A 19,845-nucleotide genomic window follows, 5' to 3' on the forward strand; every position below is an offset into this window, starting at 1 on the left:
TATAAAGAATAAATTCCCCCTATCCTCAACCAAGGACAATCCCCTACAACTGCAATCGCACGCCTATACTGAACTCACCGAAAATGATCCTATTGCAAGGCGTTCATTGCCAAAGCTTATCATACATCTGCATCTGCAAATCGACCGCCGCAATTCTCCGGCCGCAACTTGCGGAAGGATGCACGACAAGATATTGTTACCGCCAAAAAATACAACAAAGAAAATACCTTTGCAGGGCGAAAAACTATTTTCAAGCTACACACCGCATAAAGTGCACTCGCTTGCTTGGCTGAAAACTCTATGCAAGGCGCTATCGGCGCTTAACGCTTAAAGATGAAAAATATTTACTCACAAAACACACAATGCAGACAGCATGAGCACCCATAAGGGATAAAATTGATTTTGTAAACACCTGATTATCAGTCGGCCTAAGCAAATTTTAAGGGGGATAGGATGCGATAAAAGTCTTTACAGAAGCGATCTAAATGAAGGCTTGAAACGTGGAGAACCCAAAAGCGATGAATGCAATAATTGGAGGGCGAATTGTGAAACGCAGCATTTTACGTCTCATCGTAAAACGTGCGAAAAGCTATGCGATCGTTGAATTGTCTCCCGATTTACTTACAACTCAATCAGAATGCCCTACTTTTAGGCTTAAAGACTATCAAAGGTTGAAAAACATCAATTTTACACGAAATAATCATCCAATTAGTTGCGATTTATATTTAATCGCCATATATTTGCCAAAAGACCTAATAGAACGACAGCAGCCTTACAGTCGTTCACTTCGCATTTCATAGAATCGCACATCGCATCAGCCTACAACTCGATAACGACAAAGTGAAAACAGGGACTGAGAACTTAGCAAGAGCAACGACTCACCGGAGGCAAGAGATTTATTAAAAAATAAAGACGCCCGATCAGTAAGGAATGAAAACGCGCCCTCACTCACAGAACTATAAGCAGACAACCTGTCGGGCGTGGGCAGGTTGTCTTTGAATAAGTTGACATTGTCCTAACGATCGGAGCGTCTTTACTAAAAAGAGTGATACAGGCGAGGAAATTCTTGCCTGTATCACTCCTATTACACAAAAACTTTGAAACAGCTCTTTATTTCGCCTTTGAGCCTTTGATCAATCGCTGCTCAGTGCGGGTTACGCGTACGACGATGGGACGATTATCGCGCACAGCCTTCACTTTGTAAGCAATAGGCGCGCAATAGTTATAGAAATCGGTCGCCGAAGGAATTCGTAAGAAGTCCAAAAGCGCTGTATAGTCTGGAATACTGCTAAAAGGATTTTTTGAGGTTTGATTGATGACGACAGAGATCTTTTTCTCTGTCAACATCTTGTCGAGCTTCTTTCTTTCTTGATCGTATTTGCGGCCCGATTTAGGATCCATACTCGCCTGCAGAGCCTTTTGGAACAAGTCTTTGAATTGTTCGGCGCTCATATCCGTACGAGCAACGAGGTTCAGCTCACGTCCGTAGTCTACATCGCTCACGTAAAGGGGTTCGTAAGCGCCAAGATCCTTCTTCACCGTGCCCCAATCAGCAGGACGCACAGGCTGGAGCGAAACGCTAAAGAATTTCTGACGTACTTTGAGCGCTACATAATGTGGCCCTTCGGCATGGTATAAACTCTCATTAAGTCCGAAAGCGCTCATTAACCAGTCGTCTAAGACTGTTTTAGAACAGAAGTAATAGAAGACCTTATTGCAACTCTCAGCCGTGGTCACATCTGTCGCGAAGAGATCGATATAGTTCATGGCCTCATTTTCTTTATATATGTCTTCGGCTTTCGCTTGCAGTATCACGCGCAAACTGTCATCCAGATCCCTATCATTCGGGGTAAGCAGCTGTATTTTATCATACTTATTGGCAGGAAGCTGTAAGGTGAACGTAAATGATGAATAAGGCGTAGCTCTGGAAACTTCCGTCAGATTAGCTTTCATAAAGTCTTCTCCGTTCAATAGCTTTCCGGGATAGACACCGTACGACGTGCGCTCTATGGTAGAAATGGGATCAAGCGTCTCTTGCACCGTATAGACTTGGAGCAACTGATGATAGCCATCAACAATGTGACCTGTAGGCTTCGTTAACAAAACCGTACTCTTCTCTTGCGGGAAATTTACCTGTTTGAGATCCTTGTACAGTCCGGAAGGAGTGTCACTGCTACAAGCCGCTAAAAGCGGAAAGAACAGGGCAAGGCTGCAATAGCCTGCCACTTTGTTTATTAACTTCTTCATCATTTAAAAATTTTACGAGATTCTGTATAAGTTGTCTTTATTTCTATTTCACGTCCGTCTATTGCAGAACGAAGCGTATAGCCGATAGGCGCTGCTGATTGAACTAAGTCAGACGCGTCCGGCTTCTTGAGGAAATTAATAAATTCCTCATAAGTCGTAATGTCTTTACCCATACTCAGCGGTCCGCCGGCTATCATTATTTGTACTTTCTTCTCTTTGAAGAGGCGTTTCATTTCCTTTTCATAAGAGGCACCTGCTTCTCCGCCAAACTTTTTCAAGGCAAAGCTGATACTTGCATTAATCATTCTTTTCACTTCTTCGGCACTCTCCTCTGTCTGGATGAGCAAATTGGCTACGCGGCCGTAATCTACACTGCTGACATACACAGGCTCATACTCGCCGGGCTTTACAAAAGTACCCCAATCTTCAGCAGTTACCGGATCGACATTGATACTATAGAACAACTGACGAACTTTAACCAATACATACTTCTTATTGTTGCTTGTGTTCTTGCTCCACTTATAATTAAAGTTCGCCTTAATCAATCCGGCCAGCACATTAACCTTCAAGTGCGTGCGGAAAGTCTTATTAAAACTCTCTTCTGTATCTACCTCATGCGAAGTATAGGTCAGATAAGTAGGCACGTTCTCATAATCAATATTCTCTCTGTTCTCATTCACGAGGTCATTGACTTTCTGACGAACCTGACTCATAATTGGCAAAGTTGCAGTCTGCACCTTCAAGCCTTTTCCTTGTAGTGTCATCGAAAGCGTAATCTCTTTCGGTTCTTTGAGTACGAGCGGTGTATATTCATCGTTCAGCAGTGCCCCTCCACGCAACACACTACCAGGGAAGATCTCTACTCTCGATTGGATGAGCTCAGCTGGGTCAAGCGTTTGCTGCTTTCTAACAACTTGCAAATACTCGCGCTTGTCGCCTTGTATGTTCCCGGTCGGCGTTTCGCTTTCTACGACGTCTTTCAGCGTTTTAAACTCTACCCGCTTCATATCGCCTTTGTTAGGTCCGTCGGGCGTGTCGTTGTTGTTACAACTTGCGGCTAAGATGCCCACAAACAGAGCGCAGGCCGCATTAGCAATTAATTTCATACTTTTCATTGTTTTGTTGATTTCTTTTTGGGTGCATCCGGCCTCCGATTCTCTAACTTCAAATCCTTATATTGAAATGAAGTAGACATAGAATTATCTGTCGTATTAATGTTAATCACGAGACTAGACACGACTAAGTTCTCCACATCAGGTGCCGTTATCTTTTTTTGCGGGCCTTCAAAGAAGCAGCACGGTTCTCCACCCTGAAATGTACCCGGACACACTCTACCATCATAGCCTATCTTATAAGAATAAGTCCGCTTGTTAGGAGAATCGGGTCTATTCTTCTCAAACAACTTATCTGTAGGGAAATCGCCACATTTTATTCTGAAATAGAAGTCATTTCGGTGGATCGAATGGTTGCCTCCGCTCGGTTTTCGAACCGTACAATCCTCAAACCACATTTCTATAAACAAAACATTAAACCCTAAGAATTGGTGCGTAATCTTACTGTTTGGCTTTCCATTTACCCGGCGCTGGAAATCGAAGTCATGAATAAACGTTCCGTCCATCTTTGTTACATACTTCAGCAGAAACTTTCCCTGACTCGGTATGGTATAAGGGAATTCATTGATTTGCTGCCAATCTTTGACCGTATCGCCCTCCTCTACCTTACCTATCAAGAGCGTGAAATCTCGATTGAGCCTCCTATGATAACTCGCTTCGCCTGCTCCTTTGAGGGCAATCGTATAATCAGCCTCGGCAGGAGCTTTGGGATCCTCTATTACAAGATTATAATAGATGGTATCACCCACCAACAAGCCATTCAGATCCTGCCCCACTTTTGCTCGAGATGCCTGCGTCAGACTCACCAAGATTGAATCACCTTTCAGCTGAGGGCCATCAGGATCGTCGCCCCCGTCATTGCTACAAGCAATAAAGCTTACCAATCCACACAAGAGTAATAGAATTGAAAACGTTGAATTGTAAAACTTCTTCATTATGTTATATATAAAAACTTCAACAATCTCTGATCGCTACAAGCTATGCGGCAATACTGCGTTCGGGCGCAAAAATACAAGAAAGTCTTTGCGCCGCCAAAAATATATTTACAGATATAGACAATTAAGAGGAATCTGTTAAAAATCTACACCTCTAATTATACAAAAGTTTATAAACAAGTCCCGCGCATTTTAATGTAATATCTTCGCAAATATGCCTTAAATTAAAATAAACCGGAAAACAGATGACAAAATGTGATATACTTATTTACTACGATATAAGCATTCCGCTTAAGCTACTTTAAGCGTATTTAATCTTTCAAGCAATCACTCGAAAAATCATTTAGAAAACTTTTAATTCGACGAACAACTCCGTGGACAACTACAAATAGTACAGAAAAGCTATTCTATGCAGTTTTCTATTATTTATAAAGTTCTTGTCGTCACTTTTAAAGCGTATAGAAAATATTTCTTTATGAAAAAGTCTGTTTTACAATTTTCCAGTCACATAACAATTAGTCTTAAATGGTAAAGAATCTGTACGTGAAGAGGTACAGACGATGGTTGTTTTGAAAGAAAGAACTTTTTAATGATCTTGACGGCAGTATTACGCTGGGATATCAATGGTTTCAGAGTCGTTTTGTCAGCTCGGCGGATATGCTTATCTTTGCATACGCAAGGGCGGGGAGCGCTCTTGATTCAATTATTCACCAAATAAATCTATACCAACAATGATTAAATTCGTTATTAGAGCGAAGAAAAATCCGCTCAAGAGAGATCAAGTGAAATTTTATCCGCAGATGGCGCCGGGCGTGCCCGTGATGTTGCGCACGATTGTCGGGCGCATCGAGAAGCGTTCGGGCGTATCTTCTGCCTCCGTCAAGGCGGTATTGGATGCCCTGCAATATGAGGTTCTCCAAACACTCTCCGATGGTAATTCGGTTCGCTTAGGAGATCTCGGTTCGTTTCGCCTCACGATGCACGGCGAGGGCGCGTCGACGGCAAAACAAGCCAAGGAAAAAGGTGCGAATCTCATTAAGCGTGTGAGCGTGCGGTTCACAAAAAGCAGTGCGATGCGCTTGGCCCTCGACAAACGCAACATAACATTCGGTGCGCAGGAAGATATCCGGAATGCGAAGTAAGCGAAGAATCGGCGCAATGTAGTGCCGGCAGAAAATCACATTTAATAAATGCCGCGTTTTCAACCGATGAAAGCGCGGTTTTTCGTGCTTTGTCGAAAATGGGCGGTTGATCTTTCACACAAGGCTAAGGATCATTCCAACTTTCTCCTATGATCGTAAAAATTGTCTTAGGTGAAAGTTTGAAGAGTCTTATAAGAGAATTTAAATTGTCTTATAGGAGAATTTTTCGGGTCATAGGAGAAAGTTTGGCGGAGGCGCGGAGTGTGTTGCGGCGGGGAGGTCCGGGCGGTGTTTTATCCCTAAATCTGCGATAAAATCGCCGTTTTTTTGAGTTTTTTTCATTTTCGCATCAATACATTTTCGCGTAATATTTAAAGACCAACCCTATGGGGTTGTCATTGTGCTACTTTCTGATGCAGGGTTGACGCACAGCGTCAACCCTGCCCTGCCAAAAGACTAACCCCGATGGGGGTATTTGTGAATGGAAGAAAAACAGCAATCATTATGGCCTAAGACAACTAAATCGAAAAAGACCCGACGCGTACAAAAAAAACGAGGATGCGTCATTTTGACACATCCTCGTTTCGAGGTCTATGGTTGGGATGGGAGCAAGCGTTTCTTACACGGAATAGATTTCGAGCAACTGATTGTATTCGTCCGCTACGAAGTCTGTTGAAATCGTTTACAAAGCCGTGCTCTTCTCTTGCGGTAATTTTACCTGCTCAAGTTCCTTATAGTACTCCCGTGCACCCCCACTGCTTCAAGCCGATAAGAACGGCAGGAGCAAAACGTGGCTGCAATACCCAAACGCTTTTTGGATTGAATCCTTTATTACTTAAAGATCTTATTAGCCTCAGTGTAAGTTACCTTAATTTCCACATCGTGGCCATCTACAGCAGAACGGATCTTATAACCTATAGGCGCTGCAGAATGAATTAAGTCAGCCGGGCTCGGCGCTTTGAGGAAGTTAATAAATTCATCGTAATTCGTGATATTTTTACCTAAGCTCAACGGCCCACCGGCTATCATCACTTGTATTTTATTTTCTGAGAAGAGGCGTTTTGTTTCCTTTTGATAAGAGGCACCTGCTTCTCCACCAAGCTTTTTAAAAGCAAAGTTAATACTTCCTTCTATCATTTTTTTAACTTCTTCAGCACTCTCCTCAGTTTGGATAAGCAAATTGGCTACGCGACCATAATCTACACTGCTGACATAAACGGGTTCATACTCGCCGGGTTTAACAAAAGTACCCCAATCTTCGACAGCTACCGGATCGACATTAATGCTATAAAACAACTGACGCACTTTGATCAATATATATTTCTTTTTTTGGCTCGTATTCTTACTCCAACTATAATTAAAGTTAGCCTTAATCAATCCAGCCAATATGTTAGCCTTCAAGTGAGAGCGGAAAGTCTTATTAAAACTCTCTTCTGTATTTACCTCGTGCGAAACATAGGTTAGATAAGTAGGCACGTTTTCATAGTCAATACGATCACTATTATCATTAACAAGATCGTTGACTTTCTGACGCACTTGACTCATCACCGGCAAACTCTTAGTGTGCACAGTCAAACCTTTTCCGGGCAACGACATAGACAGTGTTATCTCTTTCGGTTCTTTGAGTACGAGCGGTGTATATTCATCATTCAAAAGTGCTCCTCCACGCAGTACACTACCAGGGAAGATTTCTGATCTCGACTGGATGAGTTCAGCAGGGTCAAGCGATTGCTGTTTTCTAACAACTTGAATATACTCGCGCTTGTCGCCTTGCACATTATCGGTCGGCGTTTCGCTTTCTACGACGTCTTTTAGCGTTTTGAACTCGACCTTCTTCATATCCGGCAAGCTAGGCGAATCGGGCGTGTCATTGTTGTTACAACTTGCAGCTAAAAGGCCCAAGAACAGAGCGCAAGCTGCATTACCAAATAATTTCATACTTTTCATTGTTTTGTTTGGTTGAGTTATACTTAATGTTGTTTATCGTTTTTCTAATTTCAACTTCTTGTATTGGAATGATGTCGGTGTCGGGTTATCTTTTGAAGTTATGTTCAAGACAAAGTTGGACACAAAAAGATTCTTAACCTCCGGAGCACGCCTTTTTTGTCCAGGGCCTTCAAGAAAGCACTGCGCCTCCCCACCTTGGAATGTTCCACTATGCTCTTTCTCGTCATAAATAATCCGATAACCATAAGATCGCCCATTAGAAGATGAGCCAGAATTCTTAAATAATTGGTCTGTATTAAATTCGCCACATCTTACTTTGAAATAGAAATCATTTCGGTAGCGCTTTCTCTTGTATTTATTCTCTTGGAACCACAGCTCGATACGCAAGACATTAAACAAGACAGGTTGATGCGTAATCTTACCCTTGGGTTTCCCATCTACGCGACGTTGGATTTTCAGATCGTGGATAAACGTTCCATCTGACATCGTTATGTATTTAATTTGATAGAGGCCGCTAGAGGGCAATATATAAGGAAACTCGTTGATGGTCTGCCAGTCCTTAACTGAATCTCCATCTTCAACCTTACCTATCATAAGCTTAAAGTCTTGATTGATTCGCCGATGATAGTCCATAGAACCTTCTCCCTCAAAGGTCAAGGCATAGGTTGTATTCTTTGGTGCTTTGGTATCAACAATTCTAAAGTCGTAATAGATCGTATCGCCCAATAAGATCCCGTTAAGATCTTGATTGACGTGAACACCGGAAGCAGGAGTGAGCCGCACAATTACAGAGTCACTACTTGTACTCACACTTGGCTCAGAATCGTCTGGCATGTTTTCGCCTTTATTATTGTTGCAGGCAGTTAAGCTAATAATCAATCCGCACATCAGCAGAAAGAGCGAAAGGCCTGATTTGTAGATTTTTTTCATAATCGGATATTTTGAGAATCAATTTTGTTTATATCACATTACGCTTAGCAGCGTGACTTTCTACGCCCATTAACTTCTCTCACCATTCTCAGATTCTTGTACTGAAAGAGCGTCGGTGGCGTATCGTTTGAAGGCTTAACGGTAATTACAAGTTCTGAGATATACTTGTCTTGAAATTCCGGTCCACTATTTTTACCATAATAATGAGACTTAGACTGATTATAAAAAGTCTGCCATACACCGGGCTCAAAGGTATCGTTATATTCGACCCCATCACACACAATTTTGTAAGAGTAAGAGCGTCCGGGAGTTTTTTCAAACAATTTATCTGTCGCGAAGTCGCCACACTTTATACTTATACTTAAAGAATACCTCACCAAATAGTTATTAGCACCATACATAGCTTCCGTCGATTCTACAGCATAGAGGAGATTTATTGCTAGGACATTAAATACAACAGAGAGGTTTGTAACCTTGCTATGGGGTTCTTTATTTAACCTACGCTGAAGTTTGAATTCGTGAATAAACGTACCATCTGAATTAGCCACGTACATCAGTCGATAACGACCCTTCTCCGGCAAAACATAAGGGAAACTATTCACTTGATGCCAATCTTTCGTCGAGCCATCGCTTTCTATTTTAGCAATCTTAAGTATAAAGTCTTTATTGAAGCGTCTATGATTATACGTACTATTTACACCTTCAAGATCAAGTGTATAGTCGGTCAACTTAGAAGCTTTTGGGTCCTCTATCGTAAGATTATAATAGATAGAATCGCCTACTAACAAGCCATTAAGATCTTGACCTATACGCACACCAGTAGCCTGCGAAATCTTTGCAAAGATAGAGTCACCTTTCTGTTGCGCTTCGCCCGAATTAGAATCATCCGGAGTAGGCTCATCAGTCGCAGGCTTTTCAGGAATGTTATCGCCCCCATCCCGACTACACGCCGACAACGTCACCATTAAGCCACACAACAATAGACTGACTGAAAATATTGAACTGAAAAACTTCTTCATATATTATTTTGAAATCTAAACTACGCCAAGACGTCCACGCGCCGTAGCGAGATTAAGCGCTTTAATACTATTTCTTTATTTTCTTCTCCAATTATCATCTCTTCGTACTCTCAGCTTCTTATATCGAAATTTGAGAGGAGCGGCATCGGCTGCTGTCTTAATCGTAATAATAAGATCTTTAATATCCCTAGACAAATAATCAAGGTCTGGTTCTCCTTTTCTCTTATCATAGACCACATATCCGCTATGATAGAACCGCTGATAAACATTTGGCTGGAAAGAGTCGGTATAATCTTCATCCTTATAAACAAGCTTAAACGTATAGGAGCGACCTTTAGGGAAGTTAGGATCGAACGTTTCTAACAATTTATCTGTCGGTAAACTGCCACACTTTACTTTGATGCCCATCAAATATCTCACTACATCATCTTTGAACATAGTTGATGTTTCAACAGCATAAGCAATATCCACGTCCAACACATAAAAAACGATCGGGAGGTTTGTGATCTTGCTATCAGATTTGCTCTTCGATTGACGCTTAAGCTGGTATTTATGATCAAACGTTCCATCAGTCTTAGACTTGTACATCAAGCGATAATCACCCTTTGACGGCAGCGTATAAGGGAAGCTCTTCACCTCATTCCAATCTTTTGCCGAGCCATCTGCTTTTACTTTAGCAACAAAAAGGGCAAAATCTTTTCCGATTTGCCTATGATTTTCGACGCGACCTGCCCCTTCGAGGTCAAGCGTATAAGTACTCGACTCAGCACCTTTAGCGTCCGTAATCTTAAGATCATAATAAATTTTATCGCCTACCAAAAACCCCTCCAAGTCTTGACCGGACTTAGCTGCCGGTGTCGGCACGAGTTGCGCCAAGATGGAATCGCCTTTCTGTTGAGGCGTATCGGGATTAGGCTCATTGGGGTTAGTCCCACCTGAAGAAGGATCTTCAGTATTGGGCTTTTCAGGTGTTTCGCTCCCATCGTGGCTGCAAGCCGTCAAACTCACGGTCAAGCCGCACAATAGTAGGGCTACTGAAAATATAGATTTGTAAAGCTTCTTCATTTGTTGCTCTTTTGAGTTACTAAATTTTTGTTATAGTGTTTTTGCGCGTATTTATACTATGCACCTCTCCAATTAACCACTTTTCGCATCTTTAGATTCTTGTATTGGAAGTAGGTAGGAGGCGCACCATTAGATGGCTTAATTGTAATAACAAGTTCTGAAACATACTTATCATTTAAATACGGCCCTATATCGTATACATAATCTTTGCCATACGTAAAATCCTGTTTAACTCCGGGTTCAAAAGAACTACTATACTCCTTCCCATCATAAATGAGCCTATAAGCATAGGAACTGCCATTCGACTTTTCAAGTAGCTTATCTGTCGCAAAATCGCCACACTTTATACTTATACCGAAGGAATACCGGAAAAAATAAGCTATAGTACCAAATCGCGAGATGTCAAGGTTATAAACAAGATCCACATCCAAGACATTAAATACAACAGAAAAGTTTGTAACCTTGCTATTAGGCTTATTATTTACTTGCCGTTGAAGTTTGAATTCGTGAATAAATGTACCATCCGACTTAGCAACATACATTAGACGATAGCGCCCCTTTTCCGGCAAAGTATATGGAAATTCCGTTATCTGATGCCAATCATTCGTCGAACCGTCTTCTTCTATTTTAGCAACCTGAAGCGTAAAATCTTGATTGAAGCGTCTGTGATTCTTCGTACTACCTACGCCTTCGAGGTCAAGCGCATACGTGGCCGACTTAGGTCCTTTGGGGTCTTCAATCGTAAGATTATAATAAATGGAATCACCAACCTTTAAGCCATTCATATCTTGCCCGATGCGCACGCCTGTCGCTGGTGAAATTTTCACTATGACTGAGGCATCTTTCTGCTGAGGCACATCAAGGCCATCCTCGCCTCCGTCATGGTTGCAAGCTGCCAAAGTAGTCATCAATCCGCATAATAGCAAGAAGACAACAAACGTTGAATTGTAAAACTTCTTCATATATCTCAAAAATTTCACCCCAATCTGCTCACCACAAGGCCATGCAGAGATTGAGTATTTGGGCGCGAAAATACAAGAAACCCCCTGCGCCGCCAAAAATATATTTACAGATATAGACAATTAGAAAAGACGCCACCGGAACCCCAACCTTTCTAAATATATTAAAAACACAAATATATTCTGCGTGTTTTGGTGCAATATTTTCATAAATATGCTTTTAATTGAAATTAAGCAGGAAACATATAGTACGAAATAGTGTTCATATTCAGTACACAACAAGCATTATGATTAAGCTACTTTAAGCGTATTTAATTTTTCAAACGATTGCTTGAAAAACTGTTTAGGAAACTCCAACCTCGACAAGCTATTCCCTGAGCAATCACAAATATTACAAAGTAGTCATTGTACGCGAAGGCCAACTATCCTAAAGCACTTATCGTCTTTTAAGATATGAGGAGAAAATATTTACTTACAACAAAATTCATCTTTTCAACTTTCCGATTAGTCAACAATCAGCATCAAGTAGTTAAAGAACTTACACGCGAAAAATCCCAAACAATATTTGTTGAAAAGGAAGCGCTTCTCAATAAGCTTGATAGCAACACTACGCTGTAACAGCAACGTATTCAAGGTCCTTTGGCAGGCTCGGCGGAAATGCTTACCTTTGCAAGCGCAAGGGCGAGGAGCGCTCTTGGTTCAATTATCCACCAAATAAATCTATACCACAATGATTAAGTTCGTTATCAGAGCGAAGAAAAATCCGCTCAACCGTACACAAATTAAATTTTATCCCCAGATGGCGCCGGGCGTGCCCGTGATGTTGCGCACGATTGTCGGGCGCATCGAGAAGCGTTCGGGCGTATCTTCTGCCTCCGTCAAGGCGGTGTTGGATGCCCTGCAATATGAGATTCTCCAAACACTCTCCGATGGTAATTCGGTTCGCTTAGGTGATCTCGGTTCTTTTCGCCTGACAATGCACGGCGAGGGCGTAACGACGGCGAAAGAGGCAAAGGAAAAAGGGGCAAATCTCATTAAGCGCGTGAGCGTGCGATTCACGAAAAGCAGTACGATGCGTATGGCACTTGACAAGCGCAACTTAATCTTCGGTGCGCAGGACGATATCCGGAATGCGAAGTAAGTGAAGAGGAGGCACAGCGTAGTGCCGGCAAAAAATTACATTTAGCAAAGGCCGCGTTTTCACCCGATGAAAGCGCGGCTTTTTCGTACTTTGTCGAAAATGGGCCGTTGATCAGGTGTGCGGGGATAAGGATTGTTCAAACTTTCACCTATGATCGGAAAAAGTTTCTTAGGTGAAAGTTTGAAGAGTCTTATAGGAGAATTAAAATTGTCTTATAAGAAAGTTTCAACGATCATAGGTGAAAGTTTGGCGAGGGTGCGGAGATGGGTGAATCGGGGTGCGGAGATGGGTGGATCAGGGTGCATAAGGCGGTGTTGTTTTGTAGCTGAATCTTCGATGAAACCGTGCTTTTTTGAACATTTCCTCCGTTTTTACATTACTTTTTGCGCATTCCCGTAAAAGCATGAGGCGCCCTTTACTCGTAAATCGGCGTGTGTTTGAAAGACCAACCCTATGGGGTTGTCATTGAACCCTTGATTCGTGACAGCGTTGACGCTTTGCGTCAACACTGCCCTGCCAAAAGACTAACCCCGATGGGGTTATTAGCAAGTGAAAGTGCGCAAGGATGATGTGATTTTAGGCGGACAATCGGCCTTTCTCTACAGTAAGTTTATAAGATCGGAGATAAGGTAAAACACATAAAGGCAAGCCCTTAGGCTTGGTCATTTGGCAGGGCAGGTGTTGGAGCGAAGCGACAACCCTGCCATAGTGTGTCGCAAGAGGGCAACCCCTTAGGGTTGGTCTTTTAGCTCTCGCCGTAGTAAATATATGAGACTACATTGTTTTTATAAGTTAGAGAATAAAACCACCTAATATCCAATTGTTATTTAATTAAAGATACGTATTTTTGCAGCATACCATAAAAATAACTATGCCACAAACTCTTTGTCATCTACTTATCCATTGTGTATTTCACAAAAAAGTATCTGCTCCAACCATTAGAGATATAGATCAACGACGACTCAACATATTTATAAAGGATACCTGTGAGAACTATGGATGTTCTTGTATTATTGCAAACGGTCCGGGCGATCATCTTCATTTACTTACAACTTTATCACCGGAAATATCCTTATCGACATTTATAAAAGAGATTAAACGTCTTTCATCTCGTTTTCTCAAAGAATGTGATAGCATATATTATCACAACTTTTACTGGCAATCAGGTTATGCCGGCTTCTCCGTCTCCCGTAAATTCAAAAAATCCGTGTATCAATATATTATTACTCAAAAAGAACATCATCAGAAGCGATCAACATATAGTGAACTTGAAGCTTTATTAAGAAATGCCGGTATTGATTCGGATCATCACTATTGGAAATAAAGTATTATCTATATAACCATTGGGCCGTTTTGAGAGACCAACCCTATGGGGTTGTCATTAAACCCTTGATCCGAGGCAGCGTTGACGCAAAGCGTCAACACTGCCCTGCCAAAAGACTAACCCCGATGGGGTTATCGGCAGGTGAGAATGCGCGAGGATTATGTGATTTTAGGCGGAATATCGGTCATATTCCGCAGCGAGTTTATATCGGAGTGCGGAAAAAACATGCAAACAAGCCCTTAGGCTTGGTCTTTTGGTAGAGCAGGGTTAAAGTGCGGAGTGCTTTAACCCTGTTTAATGGGGAACGCCGTTTTGCAAGCCCATAGGGTTGGTCTTTCAAGTTTGTCGCGTATATGAATTGGGGCGTTTTGAGAGACCAACCCTATGGGGTTGTCATTACCGCTATATGCTGATGCAGGGTTGACGCGATGCGTCAACCCTGCCCTACCAAAAGACTAACCCCGATGGGGTTATTGGCGGAGTAAATTGGGCGAAAGTTACGTAAAGTTGGATGAGTTATTGACATTTTTATAGTAGAGAGCGTAGAATGAGGGTTATTGGTGGGTGAAAGTGCGCGGAGATTATGTTGTTTCAGGTGGGAGGTTAGTACGTTCATAGGTGTGGACGGTTGCGAGGGGTTATTTACGGGCGCCATTGTACGACGTTTTTGCGGATTTATTCGATGAAATCGGGTGTTTTTGAGATATACATTGGGCGGTGATGCGGTTATTTGCGGGCAAGATTGTGCAGAGTTTTTGTGATTTTAGGCGGTATATCGGTCATATTCCGCAGCGAGTTTATATGGGTGTACGGGAAAAATACATGCAAACAAGCCCTTAGGCTTGGTCTTTTGGTAGAGCAGGGTTAAAGTGCGTAGTGCTTTAACCCTGTTTAATGAGGCACGCCGTTTTGCAACCCCTTAGGGTTGGTCTTTCAAGTTTGTCGCGTATATGAATTGGGGAGTTTTGAGAGACCAACCCTATGGGGTTGTCATTACCGCTATATGCTGATGCAGTGTTGACGCCAGGCGTCAACACTGCCCTGCCAAAAGACTAACCCCGATGGGGTTATTGGCGGGGTAAATTGGGCGAAAGTTACGTAAAGTTGGACGAGTTATTGACACTTTTATAGTAAAGAGCATAGAATGAGGGTTATTGGTGGGTGAAAGTGTGCGATGATTATGTGGTTTTGGGCGGAGAATCGGCCATATTCCATAGCAAGTATAGAGAGTTGAGCGGTAAGGAAAAATGTACAAAAACAAGCCCTTAGGCTTGGTCATTTGGCAGGGCAGGTGTTGGAGTGAAGCGACAACCCTGCCATAGTGTGTCGCAAGAGGGCAACCCCTTAGGGTTGGTCTTTTAAGGTTTGTTGCATATATGAGTTGGGGAGTTTTGAGAGACCAACCCTATGGGGTTGTCAATGAACCGATGTCCCGAGGCAGGGTTGTCGCTTTGCTCCAACACCTGCCCTGCCAAGAGACTAACCCCGATGGGGTTATTGGCGGAGTAAATTGGGCGAAAGTTACGTAAAGTTGGACGAGTTATTGACATTTTTATAGTAGAGAGCGTAGAATGAGGGTTATTGGTGGGTGAAAGTGCGCGGAGATTATGTGATTTTAGGCGGAGAGTGGGTGCATGAACAGGTGCAGGTAATGGTGATAAGCTTATTTGTGAATGATATTGTACGTTATTTTTGCCGATTTCATCGATGAAATCGGGTGTTTTTAATATGTTTCTTGGGTGGAGATGGAGGGATTGACGAGCGAATCTGCGCGGCGTTTGTGCGAGCTAAACGATAGAATTTTGAATTGTAATATGTAATTTTGGTGGAAATGTGGATGTTTTTATATAATTTGTGAGCTATTTATGTGAATATATGCGGTAAATTGCGTATATTTAGACGCAATTCGGGCGACAATGCGGTTGGTCGTGGGCGAATGTGGGTAAGAACTAAAAAATGTAGGTTTTCCGGCGGCGGTTTCGTTGATTGCTTTGCACTGAAAACGGCAGGGAGGAAAATTGAAAATAAGTATCCAAAAAACCGATGTAGGGGAAATTGTCAACTGTTTACATATTTTGGGGAATGAGCCATATTTTCAACTACTTTTGTTCATTATCAGCGATTTACGAAAATGCCCATGTCCGATTAGAGCAAGTCGGGAAAATGAAAAATGTCCGATTAGAGCAACTTTTTGTCCGATTAGAGCAAGTCGGTTTGGGGTAAATCGTCCGAACTTTGCAAAAAGAAACAATACTTCAAGAGGCGAAGTGCGAAAAAAATGGGAGGCAGGCTGAAAAATCACGCGGCAGTTACAAGATTATTTATATAAGATGTGAGAACAGTGATACACCGCAGTCGGAATCTTCTTCGAGGCAAGGCAAGCGACAAGATGAGTCTCCCCAAGAACGACAAAAGACATTTAACTCAATTGGTGAAAGTCAATACATAAAAACAATTCAATCCTAACGCCCGGGCCTTCGATACGGCATTGCTCCGAAAGGAGTTTCAACAGGGAGGCATTATAATTATGAAACAACATTTACTTAAGAACACTTACGCGGCGATCGTCGCGCTGTTCATTGCAATGATGGCCCTGCCCACCACGGCGCAGGCGCAGACCAAGTACGACCTCGAGATTTGCGGCACGTGGGTAACTTCCGACAACTGCAGCGACCTTTCCGGGATTTACGGCGTAGAGGGAACGGTAAAGTACGACCCGGACAGCAAGACGCTTACACTTGAGGGTGCTAAACTGACTGCTAGTATTTGTATCTGGTCAAAGATCGACGGCCTAACAATAAAGGTGAGCGGCGCCAACGAGCTGGATGCAAGAAGCGCGGTGGCTATCTCCGTCAGAGCTCCGATGACGATTACCGGCGGTGGAACGCTCAATGGGAAGAGCCTGGCAGACTGTGTGATCTTGATATGGAATACAAACCTTACCATTAAGGACTGCATTGTGAATGCCAAAGGAGAATACGGCATTAAGGGAAAGTATGGTTCTGAGAAGTTACTTATTAGCAAAGCTACGGTAACAGCAGAGGGGAAATTGAAATGGGGGGGATCTATCTGCGACTTCAAGGAAATCACGCTGGAAGACTGCGCTATCACGCAGCCCGCCGGAGCGAGATTTGATGAATCAAAGCATGCTATAGTACTCAACGGAGAGATCGTAGAGAGCGAGGTGAAGATTGTGCCAACCAAGTACGATCTCTTTATTTGCGGCACGCAGGTAACTTCCGACCACTGCGGCGACCTTTCCGTGATTCCCGGCGTAAAGGGTTCGGTAAGCTACGACCCCTACAACAAGACCCTCACGCTTGAGAATGCTAAACTGAATGTTGAAGGGGATCATAGTGGTATCGAGTCAGAGATCGACGGCCTAACGATAAAGGTGGGCGGCACTAACGAGCTGAAAGCAGAAAACTCGGCGGCCGTCACCATCGGCGCTCCAGCTACGATTACCGGCGGTGGCACGCTCAATGCGGAGAGCGAGGAATCCTGTGGGATCTACGCACTGGAAACAAACCTTACCATTAAGGACTGTATCGTGAATGCCAAGGGAAAATACGGCATTACAGGACAGGTTGGTTCAAAAGAGAAGTTACTTATCAGCAATGCTACGGTAACAGCAGAGGGGCGAGCCGGTTCTATCTGCGACTTCAAGGAAATCACGCTGGAAGACTGCGCTATCACGCAACCCGCCGGAGCGGTGGTCGATAACTCACAAGGTGCTGTCGTTCTCAACGGAGAGACAGTAACGAGCGAGGTGAAGATTGAACCTATAACCAAGTACGACCTCAAGATTTGCGGCACACAGGTAACTTCCGGCAATTGCGGAGACCTTTCCGTAATTGACGGCGTAGAGGGAACGGTAAAGTACGATCCGGACAGCAAGACGCTTACGCTTGAGGATGCTAAACTGAATATTGAAGGAGAGGTTGATTGCATCGAGTCAGAGATCGACGGCCTAACGATAAAGGTGAGCGGCACCAACGAGCTGAATGCAGTAGACGCGGCCGCCATCGTCGACGCTCCAACGACGATTACCGGCGGTGGCACGCTCAATATGAAGAGCGAGAAATACGCTGCGATCTACGCAGCGAGAACAAACCTTACCATTAAGGACTGTATCGTAAATGCCAAAGGAAAATGGGGCATTGCAGGATATAATGATTCAAAAGAGAAGTTATTTATCAGCAAAGCTACGGTAACAGCAGAGGGAAGAGAAGGTTCTATCCGCAACTTCAAGGAAATCACACTGGAAGACTGCGCTATCACGCAACCTGCCGGAGCGGTGGTCGATAACTCGCAAGGTGCTGTCGTACTCAACGGAGAGATTGTAAAGAGCGAGGTTGTAATCACAAGAGGTTCGGACGGCATCAACACGCCGACCATCGACACCACAGCCCGCAGTGGCATCTATACGCTCAGCGGCGTGAAGCTCGGCGGTGAGGTGAAAGACTTGCCGAAGGGTGTGTATATTGTGAATGGAAAGAAAGTAGTGAAGTAAGTGATATTCTCCTCGAAGAGGCCGGGCATTGTAATAGAAATGTCCGGCCTTTTCTAAGTGCGGCTAACTGCATCCCAATTGTACGCTTTATTATGATAAGCAACTGCAACTACCCTCAACTTTGAACTAAAAAAGACTGCGGCGTCGGATATGACACGGCAGTCTGTAAGAATAAGCATACTCAAACGATGCTTGCGTGCGACTTTATCGCTTCATCGCTTGAAGTGCGTCGACGGTAGCCTCCAACTCTTTATACCACGCTTCGCCAAAACGGCGAGTCAAGGGGACTTTCAAAAAGCGATAGAGGGGCAAACGCAGTTCTTGGCCTTTGCGGCGAGCAGGATCGCAGACGCTCCAGCGGTGATAATTGAGTCCTATATAGCCATTGCTCAATCGCTTTTCGCGAATGGGATACAAGGCGCAGGAGATAGGCTTGCACCAATCCGTTAGCTGTTCACGATAAGCACGCTCAGCAGCGCAGAGGCAACAACCGGCTTCGTAGCAGGTGAAAACGCAGTCTTGCCCATTCACGATGCTCGTCACCAAATCTCCCTCAACGTCAACATAAGCTACGCCTTGATCAGCAATGACTTTGCGCGCCTCGGCCGACAAACTATCCTCAATCGTCGGCAACAGACGCTCCAGCTCTGCGGCTTCGTCGAGCGTAAGCGGCGCCCCACTCTCACCATCTACGCAGCATTGGCCGTGGCAGGCAGAAAGGTCGCAACAGAAATATTCCGTAACGATTTCAGTAGACAATAAGACTTTGCCTACTTGCAAAATGGGTATTTCTCGACGAGAAGTGTGCATCTTATACTAATATGTCGTGTGGAAAAGCAGCATCCCTTTACCAATTGATAGGCTCCAAGCCGTGAGCGCGCAGATAATCGTTGCAAAGGGTAAAATGATGGTTGCCAAAGAAGCCGCGGTAGGCGGAAAGTGGCGATGGATGGGCCGATCGCAGAATAAGATGGCGCGAAGCGTCAATGAGTTCGGCTTTTCGCCCCGCATAACTGCCCCATAAGAGAAAAACGAGGTGCTCTCGAGCGGCACTAAGCCGACGTATGACGGCGTCGGTAAATGTTTCCCAGCCATGCCCTTGATGGCTGCCGGCGGCGTGGGCACGCACGGTCAACGTAGCATTGAGTAAAAGAACGCCTTGGGCAGCCCAGCGGCGCAAACTCCCGCTCGCGGGAATGGCATGACCGACGTCGGCTTGTATTTCCTTGAAAATATTTTGCAAAGAAGGAGGAAAGGGGACGCCGTCGCGCACACTAAAGCAAAGGCCTTCGGCTTGGCCGGGCTCGTGATAAGGATCCTGGCCTAAAAGTACGACGCGGACGCGATCGAAAGGGCACAAGTCGAAAGCATTAAAGATCTGCGACCCCGGCGGATAGCAAGGACCGGATTGATACTCGGCACGCACGAAGTCGGTCAACTGCGCAAAATAATCGCTGGCAAACTCTTCGGCTAAGCAGGCTTGCCATCCGGATTCTATCTTTACTTCCATC

Annotated in this window: 14 protein-coding genes; 4 read left to right on the forward strand and 10 right to left on the reverse strand. The window is 43.9% G+C overall.

Features of this window, described 5'->3' with window-relative positions; genetic code table 11:
- Positions 1–1,110: 1,110 nt before the first annotated feature.
- The 3 genes from GCWU000325_RS03410 to GCWU000325_RS03420 are packed head-to-tail and all read right to left on the reverse strand — an operon-like array spanning position 1,111 to position 4,294.
- Complete coding sequence (locus tag GCWU000325_RS03410; RefSeq protein ID WP_211205523.1) at positions 1,111–2,247, reverse strand: thiol-activated cytolysin family protein; 1,137 nt, start codon at positions 2,245–2,247, stop codon at positions 1,111–1,113.
- A complete protein-coding gene (locus GCWU000325_RS03415; RefSeq protein ID WP_244832872.1) occupies positions 2,247–3,353 on the reverse strand; it encodes a thiol-activated cytolysin family protein in 1,107 nt (368 codons plus the stop codon). The genes GCWU000325_RS03410 and GCWU000325_RS03415 overlap by 1 nt, the downstream gene beginning before the upstream one ends.
- 5 nt (positions 3,354–3,358) lie before the next feature.
- On the reverse strand, positions 3,359–4,294 hold the full coding sequence (locus GCWU000325_RS03420; protein WP_006254704.1) for a hypothetical protein: 936 nt from the start codon (positions 4,292–4,294) through the stop codon (positions 3,359–3,361).
- Between the two features lie 731 nt (positions 4,295–5,025).
- Here GCWU000325_RS03420 and GCWU000325_RS03425 point away from each other — a divergent pair.
- Positions 5,026–5,436 carry an HU family DNA-binding protein gene (locus tag GCWU000325_RS03425; protein WP_006254707.1) on the forward strand — a complete coding sequence of 137 codons (411 nt, stop codon included), beginning with the start codon at positions 5,026–5,028 and terminating at the stop codon, positions 5,434–5,436.
- 831 nt (positions 5,437–6,267) lie between these two features.
- Here the strand turns inward: GCWU000325_RS03425 and GCWU000325_RS03430 are convergent.
- The 5 genes from GCWU000325_RS03430 to GCWU000325_RS03450 form a co-directional block, all read right to left on the reverse strand.
- On the reverse strand, positions 6,268–7,374 hold the full coding sequence (locus GCWU000325_RS03430) for a thiol-activated cytolysin family protein (protein WP_244832873.1): 1,107 nt from the start codon (positions 7,372–7,374) through the stop codon (positions 6,268–6,270).
- Between the two features lie 42 nt (positions 7,375–7,416).
- Positions 7,417–8,313: a hypothetical protein gene (locus tag GCWU000325_RS03435; RefSeq protein ID WP_006254711.1), complete on the reverse strand. Its 897-nt coding sequence runs from the start codon at positions 8,311–8,313 to the stop codon at positions 7,417–7,419.
- A 44-nt stretch (positions 8,314–8,357) separates the two neighbouring features.
- A complete protein-coding gene (locus tag GCWU000325_RS03440; protein ID WP_154646567.1) occupies positions 8,358–9,332 on the reverse strand; it encodes a hypothetical protein in 975 nt (324 codons plus the stop codon).
- Positions 9,333–9,407: 75 nt separating this feature from the next.
- Positions 9,408–10,397: a hypothetical protein gene (locus tag GCWU000325_RS03445; protein ID WP_006254713.1), complete on the reverse strand. Its 990-nt coding sequence runs from the start codon at positions 10,395–10,397 to the stop codon at positions 9,408–9,410.
- A gap of 56 nt (positions 10,398–10,453) precedes the next feature.
- On the reverse strand, positions 10,454–11,359 hold the full coding sequence (locus GCWU000325_RS03450; protein WP_006254714.1) for a hypothetical protein: 906 nt from the start codon (positions 11,357–11,359) through the stop codon (positions 10,454–10,456).
- Positions 11,360–12,086: 727 nt separating this feature from the next.
- Here GCWU000325_RS03450 and GCWU000325_RS03455 point away from each other — a divergent pair.
- The 3 genes from GCWU000325_RS03455 (at position 12,087) to GCWU000325_RS03460 (ending at position 18,334) form a co-directional block, all read left to right on the forward strand.
- Entirely contained in the window at positions 12,087–12,497 is a 411-nt protein-coding gene (locus GCWU000325_RS03455; protein ID WP_006254717.1) for an HU family DNA-binding protein, read from the forward strand.
- An 847-nt stretch (positions 12,498–13,344) separates the two neighbouring features.
- On the forward strand, positions 13,345–13,821 hold the full coding sequence (gene tnpA / locus GCWU000325_RS11300) for an IS200/IS605 family transposase (RefSeq protein WP_006254719.1): 477 nt from the start codon (positions 13,345–13,347) through the stop codon (positions 13,819–13,821).
- Between the two features lie 2,527 nt (positions 13,822–16,348).
- Positions 16,349–18,334 (forward strand): hypothetical protein, encoded by a 1,986-nt coding sequence (locus GCWU000325_RS03460; RefSeq protein ID WP_154646568.1) that lies wholly within the window; start codon positions 16,349–16,351, stop codon positions 18,332–18,334.
- A gap of 204 nt (positions 18,335–18,538) precedes the next feature.
- Here GCWU000325_RS03460 and GCWU000325_RS03465 read toward each other — a convergent pair whose 3' ends face one another.
- Both GCWU000325_RS03465 and ung read right to left on the reverse strand, forming a co-directional pair.
- Positions 18,539–19,144 (reverse strand): DUF3109 family protein, encoded by a 606-nt coding sequence (locus GCWU000325_RS03465; RefSeq protein WP_006254725.1) that lies wholly within the window; start codon positions 19,142–19,144, stop codon positions 18,539–18,541.
- Positions 19,145–19,181: 37 nt separating this feature from the next.
- Positions 19,182–19,844 carry a uracil-DNA glycosylase gene (gene ung, locus GCWU000325_RS03470; protein ID WP_006254726.1) on the reverse strand — a complete coding sequence of 221 codons (663 nt, stop codon included), beginning with the start codon at positions 19,842–19,844 and terminating at the stop codon, positions 19,182–19,184.
- Position 19,845 lies beyond the last annotated feature (1 nt).

It is taken from the genome of Alloprevotella tannerae ATCC 51259 (genome assembly GCF_000159995.1).
GTDB classification, from domain to species: Bacteria; Bacteroidota; Bacteroidia; order Bacteroidales; family Bacteroidaceae; genus Alloprevotella; species Alloprevotella tannerae.

Coding starts and splice junctions, on each gene's coding strand:
- GCWU000325_RS03410 (WP_211205523.1), bottom strand. CDS start 2,247: ATGAAGAAGTTAATAAACAAAGTGGCAGGCTATTGCAGCCTTGCCCTG.
- GCWU000325_RS03415 (WP_244832872.1), bottom strand. CDS start 3,353: ATGAAATTAATTGCTAATGCGGCCTGCGCTCTGTTTGTGGGCATCTTA.
- GCWU000325_RS03420 (WP_006254704.1), bottom strand. CDS start 4,294: ATGAAGAAGTTTTACAATTCAACGTTTTCAATTCTATTACTCTTGTGT.
- GCWU000325_RS03425 (WP_006254707.1), top strand. CDS start 5,026: ATGATTAAATTCGTTATTAGAGCGAAGAAAAATCCGCTCAAGAGAGAT.
- GCWU000325_RS03430 (WP_244832873.1), bottom strand. CDS start 7,374: ATGAAATTATTTGGTAATGCAGCTTGCGCTCTGTTCTTGGGCCTTTTA.
- GCWU000325_RS03435 (WP_006254711.1), bottom strand. CDS start 8,313: ATGAAAAAAATCTACAAATCAGGCCTTTCGCTCTTTCTGCTGATGTGC.
- GCWU000325_RS03440 (WP_154646567.1), bottom strand. CDS start 9,332: ATGAAGAAGTTTTTCAGTTCAATATTTTCAGTCAGTCTATTGTTGTGT.
- GCWU000325_RS03445 (WP_006254713.1), bottom strand. CDS start 10,397: ATGAAGAAGCTTTACAAATCTATATTTTCAGTAGCCCTACTATTGTGC.
- GCWU000325_RS03450 (WP_006254714.1), bottom strand. CDS start 11,359: ATGAAGAAGTTTTACAATTCAACGTTTGTTGTCTTCTTGCTATTATGC.
- GCWU000325_RS03455 (WP_006254717.1), top strand. CDS start 12,087: ATGATTAAGTTCGTTATCAGAGCGAAGAAAAATCCGCTCAACCGTACA.
- GCWU000325_RS03460 (WP_154646568.1), top strand. CDS start 16,349: ATGAAACAACATTTACTTAAGAACACTTACGCGGCGATCGTCGCGCTG.
- GCWU000325_RS03465 (WP_006254725.1), bottom strand. CDS start 19,144: ATGCACACTTCTCGTCGAGAAATACCCATTTTGCAAGTAGGCAAAGTC.
- ung (WP_006254726.1), bottom strand. CDS start 19,844: ATGGAAGTAAAGATAGAATCCGGATGGCAAGCCTGCTTAGCCGAAGAG.